The 17,460-nt window shown below is 61.3% G+C and carries 13 protein-coding genes and 2 pseudogenes; 13 read left to right on the top strand and 2 right to left on the bottom strand.

The annotated features are described in order from the left end of the window. Positions 1-208: 208 nt before the first annotated feature. From P3T22_RS13425 to P3T22_RS13400, 6 genes and pseudogenes are all read left to right on the top strand, one after another. Positions 209-1,207 (top strand): AraC family transcriptional regulator, encoded by a 999-nt coding sequence (locus P3T22_RS13425; protein ID WP_236720925.1) that lies wholly within the window; start codon positions 209-211, stop codon positions 1,205-1,207. Between the two features lie 211 nt (positions 1,208-1,418). Continuing rightward, positions 1,419-3,209, top strand: a complete 1,791-nt coding sequence (locus tag P3T22_RS13420; RefSeq protein WP_429325208.1) for an acyl-CoA dehydrogenase — start codon at positions 1,419-1,421, stop codon at positions 3,207-3,209. A 47-nt stretch (positions 3,210-3,256) separates the two neighbouring features. After that, positions 3,257-3,352, top strand: a pseudogene (locus P3T22_RS13415) (4Fe-4S dicluster domain-containing protein); the annotation flags it as partial. Between the two features lie 123 nt (positions 3,353-3,475). Next, positions 3,476-3,757 (top strand): annotated as a pseudogene (locus tag P3T22_RS13410) (acetyl-CoA C-acyltransferase); the annotation flags it as partial. Positions 3,758-4,101: 344 nt separating this feature from the next. After that, positions 4,102-5,727 carry a PAS domain-containing sensor histidine kinase gene (locus P3T22_RS13405; protein ID WP_429325207.1) on the top strand — a complete coding sequence of 542 codons (1,626 nt, stop codon included), beginning with the start codon at positions 4,102-4,104 and terminating at the stop codon, positions 5,725-5,727. Positions 5,728-5,732: 5 nt separating this feature from the next. Then, positions 5,733-6,368 carry a response regulator transcription factor gene (locus P3T22_RS13400; protein ID WP_429325206.1) on the top strand — a complete coding sequence of 212 codons (636 nt, stop codon included), beginning with the start codon at positions 5,733-5,735 and terminating at the stop codon, positions 6,366-6,368. A 38-nt stretch (positions 6,369-6,406) separates the two neighbouring features. On the opposite strand, the gene P3T22_RS13395 is transcribed toward P3T22_RS13400, so the two are convergent. Next, positions 6,407-7,453, bottom strand: coding sequence for an AraC family transcriptional regulator (locus P3T22_RS13395; RefSeq protein WP_082855009.1), 1,047 nt, complete (start codon positions 7,451-7,453; stop codon positions 6,407-6,409). A gap of 12 nt (positions 7,454-7,465) precedes the next feature. Next, a complete protein-coding gene (locus P3T22_RS13390) occupies positions 7,466-7,618 on the bottom strand; it encodes a hypothetical protein (protein WP_158515259.1) in 153 nt (50 codons plus the stop codon). A 272-nt stretch (positions 7,619-7,890) separates the two neighbouring features. Here P3T22_RS13390 and P3T22_RS13385 point away from each other — a divergent pair, with 272 nt between their 5' ends. From P3T22_RS13385 to P3T22_RS13355, 7 genes are all read left to right on the top strand, one after another. Beyond that, positions 7,891-10,290: an arylsulfatase gene (locus tag P3T22_RS13385; protein WP_429325205.1), complete on the top strand. Its 2,400-nt coding sequence runs from the start codon at positions 7,891-7,893 to the stop codon at positions 10,288-10,290. Beyond that, positions 10,287-11,921, top strand: coding sequence for a GMC family oxidoreductase (locus P3T22_RS13380; RefSeq protein WP_429325204.1), 1,635 nt, complete (start codon positions 10,287-10,289; stop codon positions 11,919-11,921). The genes P3T22_RS13385 and P3T22_RS13380 overlap by 4 nt, the downstream gene beginning before the upstream one ends. Before the next feature lie 140 nt (positions 11,922-12,061). Further along, on the top strand, positions 12,062-13,195 hold the full coding sequence (locus tag P3T22_RS13375) for a CaiB/BaiF CoA transferase family protein (RefSeq protein WP_429325203.1): 1,134 nt from the start codon (positions 12,062-12,064) through the stop codon (positions 13,193-13,195). Between the two features lie 154 nt (positions 13,196-13,349). Next, positions 13,350-14,135: an enoyl-CoA hydratase/isomerase family protein gene (locus tag P3T22_RS13370; protein ID WP_429325202.1), complete on the top strand. Its 786-nt coding sequence runs from the start codon at positions 13,350-13,352 to the stop codon at positions 14,133-14,135. A 25-nt stretch (positions 14,136-14,160) separates the two neighbouring features. Beyond that, positions 14,161-15,402 carry a thiolase family protein gene (locus P3T22_RS13365; RefSeq protein WP_429325201.1) on the top strand — a complete coding sequence of 414 codons (1,242 nt, stop codon included), beginning with the start codon at positions 14,161-14,163 and terminating at the stop codon, positions 15,400-15,402. Positions 15,403-15,423: 21 nt separating this feature from the next. Beyond that, complete coding sequence (locus P3T22_RS13360; protein ID WP_063495802.1) at positions 15,424-16,581, top strand: acyl-CoA dehydrogenase family protein; 1,158 nt, start codon at positions 15,424-15,426, stop codon at positions 16,579-16,581. 70 nt (positions 16,582-16,651) lie between these two features. Beyond that, positions 16,652-17,428: an SDR family NAD(P)-dependent oxidoreductase gene (locus tag P3T22_RS13355; protein WP_063495803.1), complete on the top strand. Its 777-nt coding sequence runs from the start codon at positions 16,652-16,654 to the stop codon at positions 17,426-17,428. Positions 17,429-17,460 lie beyond the last annotated feature (32 nt).

Raw genomic sequence — 17,460 nt, 5'->3', positions numbered from 1 at the left:
GTTGAGCGTGCGGGTTCCTGTTCCATCGCGGCATTCCGCGTTCGTGCTGTGGCCGAGCAGTAGTTCACGCCTGGCCGGCACCTATGACAAAATAGGCCATCGACGGCCACGCCAGTGCAAGAGCCGTTAACTGAGAATGAGAACTGACTGAGAACTGAGCGGCAACTGAGCGGCAACTGAGCGACAACTGCGTGGCAACTGCGAACCCTTGAATCCCCTTTCCGCCACCGTACCCATATCGCTCGTCAACGGCTTCCTGGCCGGCGCTGACCAGGCGGCGGTTGTGCGTCTGGCCGGGCAAGCGGGGATCCCGCACGAGTTACTGCACGAGCCCGCAGCCCGTGTGACGCAGGAGCAGTTTTCCACGCTTTATCGCCTGCTGGCGAACGAACTCGACGACGAAATGCCGGGTATCTTCAGTCGGCCGTTGCGCAATGGGACACTGAAGTATCTTTGCCTGAGCCTCCTCGATGCGCCACGACTCGAGGTTGCGATGAATCGGTTCGGCCAGTTTTTTCACCTGATTCTCGACGAGTTCAGACTCGAATCGCGACGCGAAGGGGCTGTCTGCCGCGTTGAACTGGTGCCGAACCCAGACTACCCGGCCGTCAGCGTGCTGGGTCGCGAACTCGTGCTAAAACTCGCGCACGGGGTCGCCTCGTGGCTGGTTGGACAGAAGATTCCGCTGTCGGAAGTGGAGTTCGATTTTCCGCGCCCACCACGCGCGAGCGACTATCTCTATCTTTTTCCAGGGCCGGTGCAGTTTGGCCGCGCGCGCACCTTCATGTCGTTCGACGCCACGTACCTCGACATGCGCATCAGGCAACACAAAACCGACCTGAAAACATTTCTTGCGCGCGCGCCGGAAGGCTGGATTTTCGTGTCGTTCGCGGAACAAATGGTCTGCCACCGCGTTCGCCAGTCTATTGCCGCTCGTCTTCCGACGATTCCAACCATCGAAGTCGTGGCGCAGGACCTGCATTTTTCCGTCCGGACGCTGTGCCGCCGGTTGTCGGCTGAAGGCACGACGTTTCAGGCGATCAAGGACGAACTGCGGCGCGATCTTGCCATTCAGCGGCTCACGCGGTCGGCCGACGCGATCGGAATGATCGCCTATGACGTTGGCTTTGACGACCCGAGCGCGTTTCATCGGGCCTTCCGGCATTGGACGGGCAGCACGCCTCAAGCGTATCGCAAGATGGCGTGAGTCAGGACATCGACGTCCCGGTCAACGGCGTCCTGGCGTGACGCGAGCGAGCCGCGCGAAGCGGCAGCTTTTGTCAATGAATGGGCAGGTTTGGACATTGGGTGGGGCTGGCGAGGGCGCTACGATGCGGCATGTGGATCGCGGCGTGCCGGAGTCAGTCCGTCACGGGACGCGTATCTGTGCCTGAAAACGTACCGTGAGGAGACACGCGATGAGCTACACCGCGCCCGTAAAAGACATGCTGTTCGTGATGAAAGAATTGGCCGCGCTCGAAGACATCGCGACCTTGCCTGGCTTCGAAGACGCAAACCTCGACACGGCTCAGGCCGTGCTCGAAGAGTCGGCGAAACTGTGCGGCGAAGTGCTGGCGCCGCTGAACGTCGAAGGCGATCGCAATCCGAGCAGCTGGAAGGATGGCGTGGTCACCGCGACGCCCGGCTTCAAGGAGGCGTTCCGCCAGTTCGTGGAAGGCGGCTGGCAAGGCGTGCAGCATCCGCTCGACTACGACGGCCAGGGCCTGCCGAAGCTGATCGCCACGCCGTGCATCGAAATGCTCAATGCGTCGAACCTCTCGTTCGCGCTGTGTCCGCTGCTGACCGACGGCGCGATCGAAGCGCTGCTCACCGCCGGCACCGAAGCGCAAAAACAGACCTACGTGCCCAGGCTGATTTCCGGCGAGTGGACTGGCACGATGAACCTGACCGAGCCGCAGGCCGGTTCCGATCTCGCGCTGGTGCGCACGCGCGCCGAACCGCAAGGCGATGGTTCGTTCAAGCTGTTCGGCACCAAGATCTTCATTACGTGGGGCGAGCATGACATGGCGCAGAACATCGCCCATCTCGTGCTGGCGCGCACCCCGAACGCACCGGAAGGCGTGAAGGGCATTTCGCTCTTCATCGTGCCGAAGTTTCTCGTCAATGAAGACGGTTCGCTCGGCGAGCGTAACGATGTGCACTGCGTGTCGATCGAGCACAAGCTCGGCATCAAGGCGAGCCCCACCGCGGTGCTGCAGTTCGGCGACCACGGCGGCGCGATCGGTCATCTGATCGGCGAAGAAAATCGCGGCCTCGAGTACATGTTCATCATGATGAACGCGGCGCGTTTCGCGGTGGGCATGCAGGGCGTGGGCGTCTCGGACCGGGCGTATCAGAAGGCCGTGGCGTACGCGAAGGATCGCGTGCAAAGCCGCCCGGTGGACGGCTCGGCGAAGCAATCGGTGGCAATCATCCAGCATCCGGACGTGCGCCGCATGCTCGCGACGATGCGTGGCCTCACCGAAGCATCGCGCGCATTGGCGTATGTCGCCGCGGCTCACTGCGATATCGCGCATCGTCATCCTGACGAAGCAAAACGTGCCGGACATCAGGCGATCTACGAATACCTCGTGCCGATCGTGAAGGGCTGGAGCACGGAGCTGTCGATCGACGTGACGAGCCTCGGCGTGCAGGTGCACGGCGGCATGGGTTTCATCGAAGAAACGGGCGCCGCGCAGTACTACCGCGACGCGCGCATTCTGCCGATCTACGAAGGGACGACCGCGATCCAGGCCAACGACCTGATCGGCCGCAAGACTGTGCGCGACGGCGGCAAGGTGGCGAAGTCGCTGCTGGCCGGCGTAGCAGAAACGATCGAGGCGCTCGGCACGCAGCAGGGTGCGGCGTTCGAATCGATGAAGAAGTATCTGGCGCAAGGTCATCGCTCGCTCACCGCGGCGGTCGATTTCGTTGTTGCCAACACGAAGGACGATCCGAACGCGGTGTTCGCCGGCAGCGTGCCATATCTGAAGCTCGCGGGCATCGTGCTGGGCGGCTGGCAGATGGCGCGTGCGCTGCTCGTGGCGGCTGAAAAGCGCGCCGAAGATCCGTCGTTCTACGGCGCGAAGATCGCGACCGCGCAGTTCTATGCCGAGCATGTGCTGCCGCAGGCGTCGGCGCTCGAAGCGTCGATCGTTACCGCGAAGAGCGGGGAGAGTGTGCTGGCGCTGGCCGAAGACCAGTTCTGACTGAGGGATCTCACATCAATGACCCCCGCAAGTCTCATTGAGCAAGCGTGCACTGCAAGACCTGCGACATCAAGGACCCGACCCAGAACATCGTCTGGGTGACGCCTGAGGGCGGCGGTGGGCCGAATTACCCGAATATGTGACCTGCGAAACGGACTCGAAAGCCGTCGAAGCAGGCTTGCACATTAAAAAAGGAATCCGAAATTAAAAGAGAAGTCGTCGTTGTGAGCGGAGTTCGCACTCCCATCGGCTAGTTCGGAGGTAGCCTGAAAGATATCGCCCCGACGGAACCGGGTTCGCTTGTCGTGCACGAGGCGCTGGCGCGTGCTGACGTTGGTGGCGATCAGGTCGGCCACGTCGTCTTCGGGAATGTCATCGCGACCGAGCCGAAGAACCTGTATCTGGCCCGCGTCGCGGCGCTCAACGCAGGTGTGTCCGAGGCAACGCCGGGCTTTACGGCGAACCGTCTCTGTGGCTCGGGCCTGCAGGCGATCATCTCCGCCGCGCAAACAATCTTGCTGGTCTACGCAGACATCGCGATTGGCGGTCCCATCCAGTAGTCGTCCACAACACAAGCATTCAGGTCAAAACATAGATGAATGTGCCGTGCGTCATTTACTATTGTCCGATCGCAGACTAGGATTAATTGACCGTTTGGTTCTATCCGACTGCGGAAGTTTTAACCGAATCTATCCTCGGGCGGGCAGTGCCCGATTCCGCTGCTAGTCATTCACTGAATAAACAGAAGGATAATGCGCTGTCATGGAGACGACCCGACAGACCGCCCGTGAGGCAGGCCGGGGCCGCGCAATCACGAGGGAATCATGATTCTGCATGCCCAGGCCACTTTGCAAGATCGGGTGGCGGCAACCGGCTTCCGGGTTATGGCGCATTGCATTTCGTCGAAATCCAGAGCGAATTTTTTCAGCACGTCACCCGGCACCAGCCTTTGAGATGGAGTCCGGCCATGAGCATCGTCATGCCCGTGATAGTCGTGCTGGAAGCGACCATCATTCTGTGGTTGCTGGTGATGTTGGCGCGACGCCACGGGGCGGCGGCATCGATCGCCAGTATTAAACCGCTGGGTAGTTCTGCGCACGCAGAACGCGCTCTGGCCAGCCTGGACATGGTGTTTGCACGCATTGCGAGAACGGTGGTCGAGGCGGGTGGTGCTTCCCATTCACCGGTGAAAGCTGGTCCGTCACGCGACACCTGCGTGGAGGCTTCTCGCGTCGCGGAAGTGTCTGGTGTGACGGAAGCCGGCCAACGTGGGGCGCGCGCAGGGCATCCACCTGCAGGTGCACCCGGCGCGGCGGCTTCCGCGAGGGTGGTTCGCCGGGAGGCTTGTACGAGTGGCGGACGATCGATGGACATACCGCATGCTCAGGCCGCCGCTCCGGAACGAAAGAGCGGCGAGACGTGCTTTCGCGAAGCGCTTGCATTATTCCCGTTTGCGATTCTCATGCTGGGCGAGCGTGGCCGCATGGTCATGGTCAATCCGCAAGCTGCGAAGCTGTTTGGATACGAATGCGAAGAAATGATCGGCAGACCTGTTGAGTTGCTGGTGCCCGACCTGCATTTCGAAGGCAGCACGCCCTTTTGGACGGACAGGTTCGCGCTACCCGACGTGCGCGGCGCGGCGCCTTTGCAGGAATTATCCGCACGGCGCAAGGACGGCGTGGTGTTTCCCGTGGAAATAGGGCTGAATGCGTTTCGCTTCGACGACGATTGCATCATGCTCGCTTTTGTCATCGACAGGACAGATCGCTATGAACTGCACCGAAACCGTCAGGAGCTCGCCCATCTGACGCGCGTCTCCACCATGGGGCAGCTCGCCTCTTCGCTCGCCCACGAGCTGAACCAGCCGCTCACCGCGATTCTGAGCAATGTGCAGGCAGCACAACGGTTCATGACCGCCGACCCGATCGACCTGGCGGAAGTGCGGGAAATCCTCAATGACATTGTTCAGGATGACTATCGTGCCAGCGAAGTGATTCGACGCATCCGCGCAATCGTCAAGAAGGGCGATCTTGACGTCGTGCCGCTCGATCTCGCGGGGGTGGTCCGCGACGTGATTCTGCTGGTGCACAGTGACGCGATCGTGCGAGGCACGCGTTTGAGGCTCGACATTGACGACACCCTGCCGCCCGTGCGCGGCGACAGGGTGCAACTGCAGCAGGTCATGCTCAATCTTCTGCTCAACGCATTCGACGCGCTGAACGATGTGCCGCCCGTCGACCGGATGGTAGCGGTAACGCTCAAGCCTCAGGGTGGCGACATGGTGTGCATTGCGGTTCGCGACAACGGGCACGGATTGACAGCGGACAAGCTGGATAAGATCTTCAAGCCATTCTTCACATCAAAACCCCAGGGGCTCGGTTTGGGATTGTCGATCAGCCGCTCCATCATCGACATGCACCGCGGGCGACTCTGGGCCGAAAACAACACCGATCGAGGCGCGACCTTTTATGTCACGCTGCCCGCGAATGATGCGATGCAGCACGACGAGTCGCGATAAAGGCCATGACACATTCTGATCTGCTGGTGTTCGTCGTCGACGACGACGAGTCTGTGTGCCGAGCGTTCGCGCGTCTGATCCAGTTCGCTGGCTATCGGGTAGAGACATTCGGTTCGGCCCGCGCATTCCTGGACAGGATCCGTGCCGAAACCTGTCCAGCGTGTTTGATACTGGACATCCAGCTGCCGGATGTCAGCGGTCTGGAACTGCAACGCGAACTCAATGCGGCGATGCCTATCATTTTCATCACGGGGTATGGCGACATCCCCATGACGGTGGGCGCCATGAAAGCCGGGGCAACCGATTTCCTGCCGAAGCCGGTGCGTGATACGGATCTGCTTCGTGCAATCGACCAGGCGTTCGAACAGGTGGCGCAAACGCACGCAGTCCACCGCGAACTGGACGCGATCCGTCTGCGTGTCGGAAGACTGACACCTCGCGAGCGGCAAGTGATGGCGCTCGTCGTGAGCGGCCGTCTGAACAAGCAGGTCGCCGGCGAACTGGGCACGGTCGAAAAGACGATCAAGGCTCACCGCGCGCGCGTCATGGCGAAAATGGAAGTCTCGTCGCTGGCCGAGCTGGTCCGCGTCGCCGAAAAGGCCGGCCTCGGCACCGGTGCCGAAACACACGCATCGCACTAGGCTGCATGCTGGCGCGAACGGCGGACGGAAACAGAACTTCACGCGCTCTGGATCTTGGCTTCCTTGCGATAGTCGCTCGGTGAAACGCCTTCCCAACGTTTGAACGCGCGCGTGAAGTTGCTCGAGTCGCTAAACCCTAGCAAGAACGTGATTTCGGTAATCGACAACGCCGATTGCTGTACATAGCTGGAGGCCAATTCCTTGCGTGTCGCGTCGAGCAGCTCATTAAAATTCGTATCGTGCTGCGAGAGCTTGAACTGCAAGGTGGTCGGACTGATACACATGGCGCTGGCGACTTTGTCTCTCGAGCAGTCGCCATTGGGCAGATACTCAATGATTTTCTGCCGCACTGTGCTTACCACATCGTGTTTGTCGAGACGGGCGATATAGCTGGTGGCGAGGTTGTCGTGCAATTGCGCCAGCTCAGCACACGCGCCGGTCAGCGGTTTTTGCAAATCCGGTTTCGAAAACACGAGTTCAGGTGCAGCCTGGTCAAAATCGACAGGTGAGCGAAATAGTTTCTCGTAGGGGCCGCCCCCTTCGCGCGGCATCGGGTGAGAGAACGCCACGCGGACCGGCTTGAAATCGGCGTGGTAGAGCTGGCGCATGGACAGCACGACAAAGCCCAGCAACGCATCTTCCGTCTCGGCGCACACGGGCACCAGCAGTTTCATGCGCAGCGAGACCTCGTCGCCGTTTTCAACAATGTTGATTTCGCAGGCCTGAGAAGCGAGTCTGAAGAATCGTTCCAGCCGTTGGCAGAATGCCATCAGGTTGGAACTGGCCGCGAGCGCGTAGCCGAGTGCGTGCAGATTCGAAACGTGAATGAACCTGGCGACCGTCAATCCGAAGTAGGGGTTGTGCGTCACGTCCACGCAGACCTTATACAGCCTGGCCATCGTGGCGACCGGGAGCCGCGTCATGGGATCGTTCTTCATCAGCGACGGCTGGACGCCGGCCGCATGAAAGATCCGGGCACTATCGACTCCGCTGTGCTCGAGGGCGCGTGAAATTGCGAGCGCATAGCCACCGATCGTCGTGAGAACGGCGTCGCTGTCGGAGCGGGAGGCGGTGGCTCTCTGCATGTTGGACGGCAATCATTGCTGGGCCGGCGTGCTGTGTGCGAGCGGCAGGCTGGCTGGGGGAGAAATGCGCTTGAGCGACGGTGTGGTCGCGTCGGTATCGCAATAGCGTAGCCGCGATTGCACTGCGAACTCCATCGGCGTAAATGCCAGGTCAGGAATCGTCACACGCGCGAACCGCCATTTGCACGAAGGTCAAAGCTCCCGATGGGCGTGTTGCGCGGCGTTCGCAAACCTCTTCCGTGCGTCTTACTTTCGCCCGGTGTTTACCCGCATCGAGCGCCAGGTTGCGCACGGTGCACGCGCAAGACCACTGGATTGTCTTCAAAGACCAGCGCCGCGCGGGATGCCGTTCATAAAATGCCTCCGATTTGTCAATGACCCGCAGACCCGCGATCCGGCGGCTGGCGTCACGTTTCAGTCCATGACAGGAGACCCTCATGACCCGCGAACTCAACCCTGCGGCATCCGATTCCGCTCCGGCGGGACCGTCTTCGGAAGAGACGGGCTCAATCGGGCAGCCCTTTCTCACCGGTGTGGCCATAGCCGGGACGCAGGATCTGCCATTTCCCAAAACGCCGACAGCCAGTCTCGCCGCGCGGACGCTGGCCGAGTCGAAGCACCAGTGGCGCAGCAAAGCCACCCCCTTGCGCGCCGACGCGCCGAACGTATTGATCATCATGCTGGACGACGTCGGCTTTGCACACGCCGATACGGTTGGCGGTGCGATTCATACGCCGACGCTCAGCCGCATTGCCGATTCCGGCGTGCGCTACAACGCCTTTCACACCACCGCGATCTGCTCGGCGACGCGTGCGTCGCTGTTGACGGGGCGCAACCACCATCGCGTGGAATCCGGGACCATCACCGAGTTGGCGAGCGATTTTGACGGTTACACCGGTGAGATTCCAAAGACTTCAGCGACCATACCGGAAGTGTTGCAGCACTATGGCTACAGCACAGCTGCATTCGGGAAGTGGCATAACACGCCTGCCCAGGATGTCTCTGCTGCGGGGCCTTTCGACCGCTGGCCGACCGGGTGCGGATTCGATCATTTCTACGGTTTCATGGGGGCGGAGTCCTCGCAATACGAGCCGAATCTGTATCGCAACACCACGCCGATCGAGCGGCCCAACGATCCGAAGTATCACCTGAGCGAAGATCTGGCAGCGCAGGCCACCAGCTGGTTGCGCCAGCAACATGCTCTTGCGCGTGACAAGCCGTTTCTGATGTATTGGGCGCCGGGAGCGGTGCATGGCCCGCACCAGGTCTTCGGTGAGTGGTCGGATAAGTACAAGGGACAGTTCGACGGAGGCTGGGATGTCTATCGCGCGCAGGCCTTCAGGCGTCAGAAGGCGCTTGGCTGGATTCCGGCCGACAGCATCCTGACGCCGCGCCCAGACACGATGCCTGCATGGAATAGCCTTGGCGACGATGAGAAGCGATTCCAGGCGCGCCTGATGGAGGTGTACGCCGGTTTCCTCGAGCATGCCGACACACAGGCCGGCAAGATCGTGGATGAACTGGAGCGGCTGGGCTTGCGTGACAACACGCTGATCTTTTACGTGCTGTCGGATAACGGGGCGTCCTCGGAAGGCTGGAGCGGCACCATCAACGAAATGCTGACGCTCAACGGCGTGCCGATGCCTTTCGCGCAACAGATGAAGATCCTCGAGGAGGAATACGGCGGCCTGCCCGCGTTGGGCGGTCCAAAGGTCGCGAACATGTATCACGCCGGCTGGGCCTGGGCCGGAGAAAGTCCGTTTCAGGGCACCAAGCTGGTGGCGGGTTATTTCGGCGGCACCCGTGTGCCGATGGCGGTTTCCTGGCCCAAGGGCATCAAGGCCGACGCCAATGTGCGTGGGCAGTTCCACCATGTCAACGATATCGCGCCGACCCTCTACGAGGTCATCGGCATTGCGCCGCCGGAGTCAGTCAATGGCCAGAAGCAGGATCCGCTGGACGGCGTGAGCCTCGCGTATACGTTCGCCGACAGCGAGGCGCCCACGCAAAAAACGCATCAGTACTTCGAAGTATTCGGCAGCCGCGGGATCTACTCGGAAGGCTGGATGGCGTCGGTTTTCGGGCCGCGTGTGCCATGGTTGCCAGGCGCCTACGCCGCCTACGCGAACTGGAATCCGGACGAAGATGTCTGGGCCTTGTACAAACTCGACGGCGACTTCTCCCAGTCGAACGATATTTCGCGCGACTACCCGCAAAAGCTCGCGGAGTTGAAACAGAAATTCGATAGCGAGGCGCGCGCCAATCACGTTTATCCGATCGGCGCGGGTTTGGGGCCGCTTCTTAATCCCGATGCTCGTGTGGGAACGACTCAGACCGAATGGCACTTCAATACGGAGATCACGCGCCTGCCCGAATTCTGTGCGCCTAATCTGCGCGCGCGCAACAACCGGGTCACGGTGGACGTCGAGGTGGCCGCCGCAGGCAGCGGCGTGCTCTATTCGCTGGGTGCGGTAGCCGGCGGTCTGGTGCTCTATATGGACGACGGTTACCTCCACTACGAATACAACTTCCTCGGTGTGGTGAGAACGCGCTTGCGTTCAGCGGACAGGATCGCGCCGGGTCCGCGTCGGTTCGATCTCGAGACCATGATGAGCGGGCCTGCGCCGGGTGCGGCTGCCGCGTTAGTCATGATGGTCGACGGCGTGGAAGTGACGCGGGCGACGACGCCGTTCACCGTCCCGCTTGCGTTCAGCGCGAGCGAAACCTTTAACGTCGGCGTCGACCTCGGTTGCCCGGTGACGCTGGACTATCGTGATCGCGCGCCGTTCAGATTCAATGGCCGGATCAACGACGTGCATATCGTGTATCTGCCATGATCGACTACATCGTGATCGGCGGTGGATCGGCGGGCTGTGTGTTGGCAGCCCGCTTGAGCGAGGATCCACGGGTTCAGGTTTGCCTGCTCGAAGCAGGCAAGCCTGATAACAGCCCATTGATTCAATGTCCGGCGGGGCTTGCCGCGTTGATCCCGTATCCCATCTTCAACTGGGCGTTCAAGACGATGCCCAACTCCGGGCTGAACGGCCGGATCGGCTACCAGCCGCGCGGCAAGGCGTTGGGCGGGAGTAGTTCGATCAACGGGATGATGTATATCCGTGGCGACCGGGCCGACTACGATCAATGGGCAGAAGAGGGCAATGCCGGCTGGAGTTATGACGAGGTGTTGCCGTACTTCAGGAAGTCGGAGAACAACGCGTTCTGGGGCAGCAATGCGCATCACGGCGCAAGCGGCCCGCTCAACGTGGCGGATGTGCTGGAACCGAGCGTCTATGCAAGAGCGTTTGTCGAGGCCGGCGTACAGGCGGGGCATTCGCCCAACCCCGATTTCAATGGCGATCATCAACTGGGCATTGGACTGACGCAGGTCACGCAAAAGAACGGCGAACGCTGCAGCACCGCCAAGGCGTTCCTGACACCGAATCTCGACCGGACGAACCTGCAGGTCATCACCGGTGCGCAGGCTACGCGAATCCTGATGGACGGCAAGCGCGCGGTTGGTGTCGAGTTTCAACAAGGCGGCGCAATCAAGGTTTTGAAAGCCACGCAGGAAGTTTTGTTGTCGGCCGGCGCCTTGCAGTCGCCACACATTCTGATGCTGTCGGGCATTGGGCCTGCCGGGCATTTACAGCAGCACGGCATTGACGTCGTCCATGATTCACCGGGCGTCGGCAAGAACCTGCAGGATCACATCGATATTGTTCACAGCTACGAAGCCGGTGCGTCGCGAGGGCTGTTCGGCGTGTCGCTGTCGGGCGTGTGGTCTGTGGCGAAGGGCATTCGCACCTGGGCGAAATACCGACGCGGCGTGCTGACGTCCAACTTCGCGGAAGGCACGGGCTTTGTGAAGACGCTGCCGGAAGAAAGGCGCCCGGATGTGCAGCTCGTGTTCATCGTTGCAAAGCTGATCGACCACGGCCGGAAGATATTGATCGGTAATGGCTACTCGGTTCACTGCGGCCTGTTGCGCCCCAAATCCCGCGGCAGCGTTTCATTGGCGAGCGCCGACCCGTTGGCGGCGCCGCTGATCGACACCAATTTCCTGGCCGATCAGGACGACGTGAGTCGCCTCATACGCGCTTTCAAACTGGTGCGCGGCATCATGCGTCAGCCGGCTCTCGCGCGATTTGGCGGCAAGGAATCCAGAAATTCGGCGCGCGCGCAGACCGACGCACAGATCGAAGCGTTCATTCGCAACCACGCTGACTGCGCCTATCACCCTGTCGGGACCTGTCGCATGGGTAACGATCCGCTCGATGTGGTCGACGATCAATTGCGCGTGAAAGGGGTGCACGGTTTGCGTGTTGTCGACGCGTCGATCATGCCGAACATCGTGTCGGGCAACACCAATGCACCGACCATCATGATCGCGGAGAAAGCCGCCGACATGATCAAGGCCGCGTTGGCCGAGATCAAAGAAGGATCATGCTGCACTGGATGCCCCTCGTGAAGGCACGATCGCGCGGTACACAAAATTAGAGCTGCGGCGGCATCGAGAAAGAGGCGAAACGCAAAGCGCTTTCCGTTTCATTTCACCGTTTGCCAGGCGCTGCGATGGCTCATCATCTTGATCTCCAAAGGAGCAGAACCATGGGTGTTCTCGACGGAATCCGCGTCGTGGAAATAGCGGGTATCGGGCCGGGTCCTTTTTGCGGCATGTTGCTTGCCGACATGGGCGCCGAAGTCATCCTGATCGAGCGCGCCGACGCCAACGATGGCGGCATGCTCGATCTCGGCAAGAGCGCTATCGTCAATCGTGGCAAACAGTCCATTGCGCTGAACCTGAAGGACACGCGCGCGATTGACGCGGTCCTGCGGCTCATCGAGGGTTCAGACGCGTTGCTCGAAGGCATGCGCCCAGGCGTGATGGAGCGGCTGGGGCTCGGGCCGGAGATGTGTCTCTCACGCAATCCACGCCTCGTATACGGCCGGATGACCGGATGGGGACAGACGGGGCCGTTGGCGCAGTGCGCCGGCCACGACCTGAATTACATCGCGCTCTCCGGCGCGCTGTGGTTCGCGGGCGAACCCGGCAGGCCACCCATGCCACCGCCCACGCTATTGGGCGATCTGGGCGGTGGCGCGCTGTATCTCGCGATGGGCGTGCTTGCCGGCATCCTGGGCGCTCGCCGTACCGGTCATGGCCAGGTGGTGGATGCTGCCATCGTCGACGGCAGCGCCAATCTGATGAACCTGCTGCTCTCGGTGCATGCCGCAGGGCATCAGCCTATCGAACGCGGGCGCGGCCTTCTGGACGGCCCGCACTGGAGCGGCACCTACGCGTGTGCCGATGGCCACTTTGTCAGTGTCCAGGCGCTGGAGCCGCAATTCAATGCGCTGCTCTTCAGCAAGCTTGGGCTCGGTGACGATCCGGATTTCCGGCAGCCTTATCACCCGCATCGATGGCCTGCCCTGCGTGACCGGTTGGCGGTGGTATTCGCCACGCAACCCCGGCAGCATTGGATCGATTTGCTCGAAGGCAGTGATGCCTGTTTCGCGCCGGTGCTGACGCCTGTCGGAGCCATGACGCACCCGCATATGGCCGCTCGCGGCGTCTATGCGGAGCGCGACGGGGTATTGCAGGCCGCCCCGGCGCCGCGATTCTCCGCGACCCCGTCCGGCGCCCCTAACGCCGTACCGCGCCGTGGTGAACATGGCCTTGCGATCCTCCGAGCCATCGGGCTTGGCGAAGACGAGATCGTGCAATTGCTCGCCGCGCACTGAGGCCACGTCACACGCAACTTATCGCCGGGACCTGCGACTTCATTCCAATGACCTGTAGCAAACCACAGTTCTCCATACGATCAACACATTCGCCAATTTCTTGAGGCCGACGCCTTCGTCGAGCGTCCTGATCACCGAAAAGTATGGAGATGTCATGAACGAAGACGTTTTGTTGTACGACGTCGATGGGTCTGTTGCCCGTTTGACGCTGAATCGCCCAAAGGCGATGAATTCGCTGAACCTGGCGATGCTTGCGGAACTGGATCGCCGTCTAACGCAGATCGAGGCCGACGATGAGATGCGTGTGCTGGTGCTTACCGGTGCCGAAGCAGCCTTCTGTGCGGGCGCAGACCTGAAGGAAGTATTGGCGGGCCAAGACCTGGGTCCCGGCGAAGCGGATTTTCTCGATCGTGCGAACCAGGTGTTTGGCCGGCTGCGCAATTTCCCGAAGCCCGTGATCGCCGCGTTGAACGGCGTCACGATGGCCGGCGGCCTGGAACTGGCGATGTGCGCGGATCTGGTGATTGCCGCCGAGACCGCCACGCTCGCCGACGCGCATGCCAACTTCGGCGTGTATCCGGGCGCGGGTGGCGCGGCCGTCCTGCCGCGGCTCATTCCGCTCAACATGGCGATGTATCTGCTGCTGACCGGCAAGTCCCTGTCGGCCACCGAGATGAAGGCGTGTGGCCTCGTCTGCGAAGTGCACCCGGATGTGGAACTCGCCGAGGCCGTGCAGAAGCTCGCCACGCATATCGCGCGAAAGAGCCCCATTGCGTTGCGCCGCATGAAAGAAGTAGCGCGGCAATCCGCCGACAAAACGCGCGACGACGCGTTGCTGCACGAGCAGGTGATGCTGCGCCAGCACATGCGCACATTCGACTTCCACGAAGGCTTGCAGGCTTTCGCCGAAAAGCGCGCGCCCCGGTTTCAAGGCCGCTGAATCACATCGTAATGAGAACAGAAACATGAGCGATATCTATGTGGCCGGCGTCGGCATGACTGCCTTTGGGCGCCTGCTTGAAAAGTCGGTGTACGACATGGTCGGAGAAGCCGTAGCGCTTGCGTTGAAAGACGCCGGCTGCGGTACGGCCGACATTGGCGCCGCGTATTACGGGACCATGACGAATGGCCAGTTGCAAGGCCAAACCGCCATCCCCGGCCCGATTGCGATGCGCCGCCTCGGCATTGAAGGCGTGCCGGTATTTACGGTGGAAAACGCCTGTGCCACGGGTTCATCGGCATTCAACCTGGCGACGCTGGCGTTGCGTTCGGGCAGCTGCGATATCGCGCTGGCCGTTGGTGCGGAAAAGATGAATATTCCGGACAAGGCCAGGATGTTCGCGGCGTTCGACGGCGGCTGGGACGTCTCGACGGTGGAGCGCAACAAGGCGACGTTGCTCGCCATGGGCGAGGGCATGACGCCGCCGCCGGGCACCATGTCCGAGCGCCCGTACAGCGTCTTCATGGACGTGTATGCCGCGATTTGCCGCAACCACATGTTGCGTTACGGTACTACCCAGAGGCAGATCGCTGCTGTGGCGGCAAAGAACCATCAACACTCGGTGCACAACCCGCTGGCGCAGTTTCAACAGCCCTTCAGTATCGAGGAGGTATTGGCGTCGCCACCGATCGCCTATCCGTTGACCACGTTGATGTGTTCCCCGATCAGCGATGGCGCGGCCGCTGTCGTGCTGTGCAACGCAGCGGGACTGAAGAGGCTCAACGGCGCGGCTCGCCGTGCGGTGCGTGTGCTCGCCAGCGTCGTGCAAACCGGCACCACGCGCGGCCTCGATGAGCCGCACAAGATCATTGCCCACCGCGCGGCGAAAGAGGCATACGAACAGGCTGGCGTGGCGCCTGAAGACGTCAATGTCGCGGAGGTTCACGACGCGTCCGCGATCGGCGAAATTCTCAATGCCGAGTCATTGATGCTGGTGCCTTTCGGCGAAGGCGGACCGGCAGCGGAGCGAGGCGACTTTACGGTCGGCGGCCGCATGCCGATCAACCCTTCCGGCGGCCTCGAATCGAAGGGCCACCCCATTGGCGCAACCGGCCTCGGCCAGATCCACGAACTGGTGACCCAGTTGCGCGGCGAAGCGGACAAGCGGCAGGTGGACAACGCCCGCATTGCGATTCAGGAAAACGGCGGCGGTCTTTACGGTATCGAAGAGGCCGTGGTGGCCATCACGATTCTTGCCAAACAGTAAGTCATTCAGGGAAGCCTAGAGATGGGATACGTATTCAGGACGGAAGAGCAGCGAGGCGCGGTGGACGGACTGCGGCGCTATCTGGCAGACAAGGCCGATCCCTTGTTCAACAAGGAGTATCGCGACAGGTTCGTGCCGAAGGAGCAGATGGGTGAGTTCATGCGTGAGCTTAGCCAGTTCGGCCTGATTTCGGGTACCGTGGGTGAAGAGCACGGCGGTCTGGGTCTTGATTGGCTCACGATGATCATGCTGTTCGAAGAAGTGGCGGCCACCTCGGTCGATCTGTCGGTGCCGGTGCTGATCAATGGTTTCTGTGCGCAGATGCTCGCGAGGCTGGCGCCTGCGCATCTGCGCGAACGCTATCTGCCGGGACTGCTCAAGGGCGAACTGTTCTGCAGCGCGGGTATCTCCGAGCCGGACGTTGGCTCCAACGTGCTGGAGATCAAGACGCGCGCCCGGCGGGATGGGGATCATTACATCATCAACGGCGAGAAGACGTGGATCAGTAACGGCGCCTATTCGGACATTCTGATCTGCACGTGCCGGACCGGCGACGATCCGCGCCGCGGCCTGACGCACTTTCTGCTCGACCGCAAAGAGCATCCGTACGAGGTTCGGGATATTCATAAGATCGCCTGGAACAGCCAGTCGACGGCGCAGATATTCCTTAGCGATGTCCGTGTGCCGGCCAGCAACATGCTCGGCAACGAAGGGGAAGCGCTGAAGAACACGTTAACGATGTTCGAACGCTCGCGTGTTTTCGTCGCCGCGCAGGGTCTCGGTATTGCACGGCGCGCATTGGAAGAGGCGACGCGCTATGCCACGGAGCGCAAACAGCACGGCAAGGTGATTGCCGGGCACCAGCTGATCTCCGCGATGCTGGCCGAAATGGCCACGCATGTCGACGCCAGCCGTCTGCTGACCCAGCGTGCTGCATCGATGATCGAAGCGGGAGTGCCCGCCGAGATGGAAGCAGCCATGGCCAAATATTTTGCCTGTGAAGCCGCGGTGACAATCGCCCGCCAGGCGGTGCAGATTCACGGCGGCAATGGGGTTACCAAGGAGTTTCTGGTCGAGAAGCTGGCGCGCGAAGCGATTGTTGTGCCGATTCCGGAGGGCACGACCCAAATCCAGCAACTCATCATCGGGCGCGCGCTGACTGGGGTCAACGCATTCTGATGCGTGGCGGCGCTCACGGCGCTGCCCGCACCAGGGCCTTTCAAATTCTCAACTTATATTCGGATATCCCATGCGTATTCAGGACAAAGTCGTCGTTATCACCGGGGGCGCTTCGGGGCTTGGTTTGGCCACCGCGCTGTACCTCACGCAGGAAAAGGGCGCCCGTGTCGCTATTTTCGATTTGAATGTCGAAGCCGGTGAAAAGGCGGTAGCCGATATCGGCGCCGATCGCGCGATGTTCGTGCAAACGGACGTCAGCAGCGAAGAGTCGGTGCAAAAGTCTGTCGGCGAGGTCATGGCCCGCTTCGGCGCCATTCACGTCTGTATCAACGGCGCGGCCGTGCCGACCGCATTCAAGGTGTTGGGCAAGGAAGGCAAGGCAGCGCCGCTCGCAAAGTTCGCGCAGACGACCGCGGTCAATCTCAACGGCGTATTCAATGTGATGTCCAAATGCGCGGAGCAGATGGCGAGCAATGACCCTGAGGCGGGCGAAGAGCGTGGCGTGGTGATTAACGTTTCCTCGGGCGCGGCGTACGAAGGTCAGATCGGGCAGAGCGCCTACGCGGCGACCAAGGCCGGCATCATCGGCATGAACATGCCGGCCGCGCGTGAACTCGGCGCGATTGGGGTGCGCGTCAACGCGATCGCCCCCGGCCTGTTCCTGACGACTATGGTGGCGGGACTCGACGAGAAGGTGCTGACGATGCTCAAGGAGCAGATGGAAGCGCCGAAGCGTTTGGGCGACATGCGCGAGTTTGCGCACTGCTGCGCGTTCATTATCGAAAACGCTTACCTGAATGGCGAAACCATTCGTCTCGATGCTGCGTCGCGCATGCGTGCGAAATAGAGTCGGTTGAGGATCGGTTCAGGATCGGTCGA

It is taken from the genome of Paraburkholderia sp. GAS348, assembly GCF_050434205.1.
Taxonomy (GTDB): Bacteria; Pseudomonadota; Gammaproteobacteria; order Burkholderiales; family Burkholderiaceae; genus Paraburkholderia.
The sequence above is the reverse complement of the archived record's forward strand: the minus strand, read 5'-3'. Positions and strand labels throughout refer to the sequence as shown.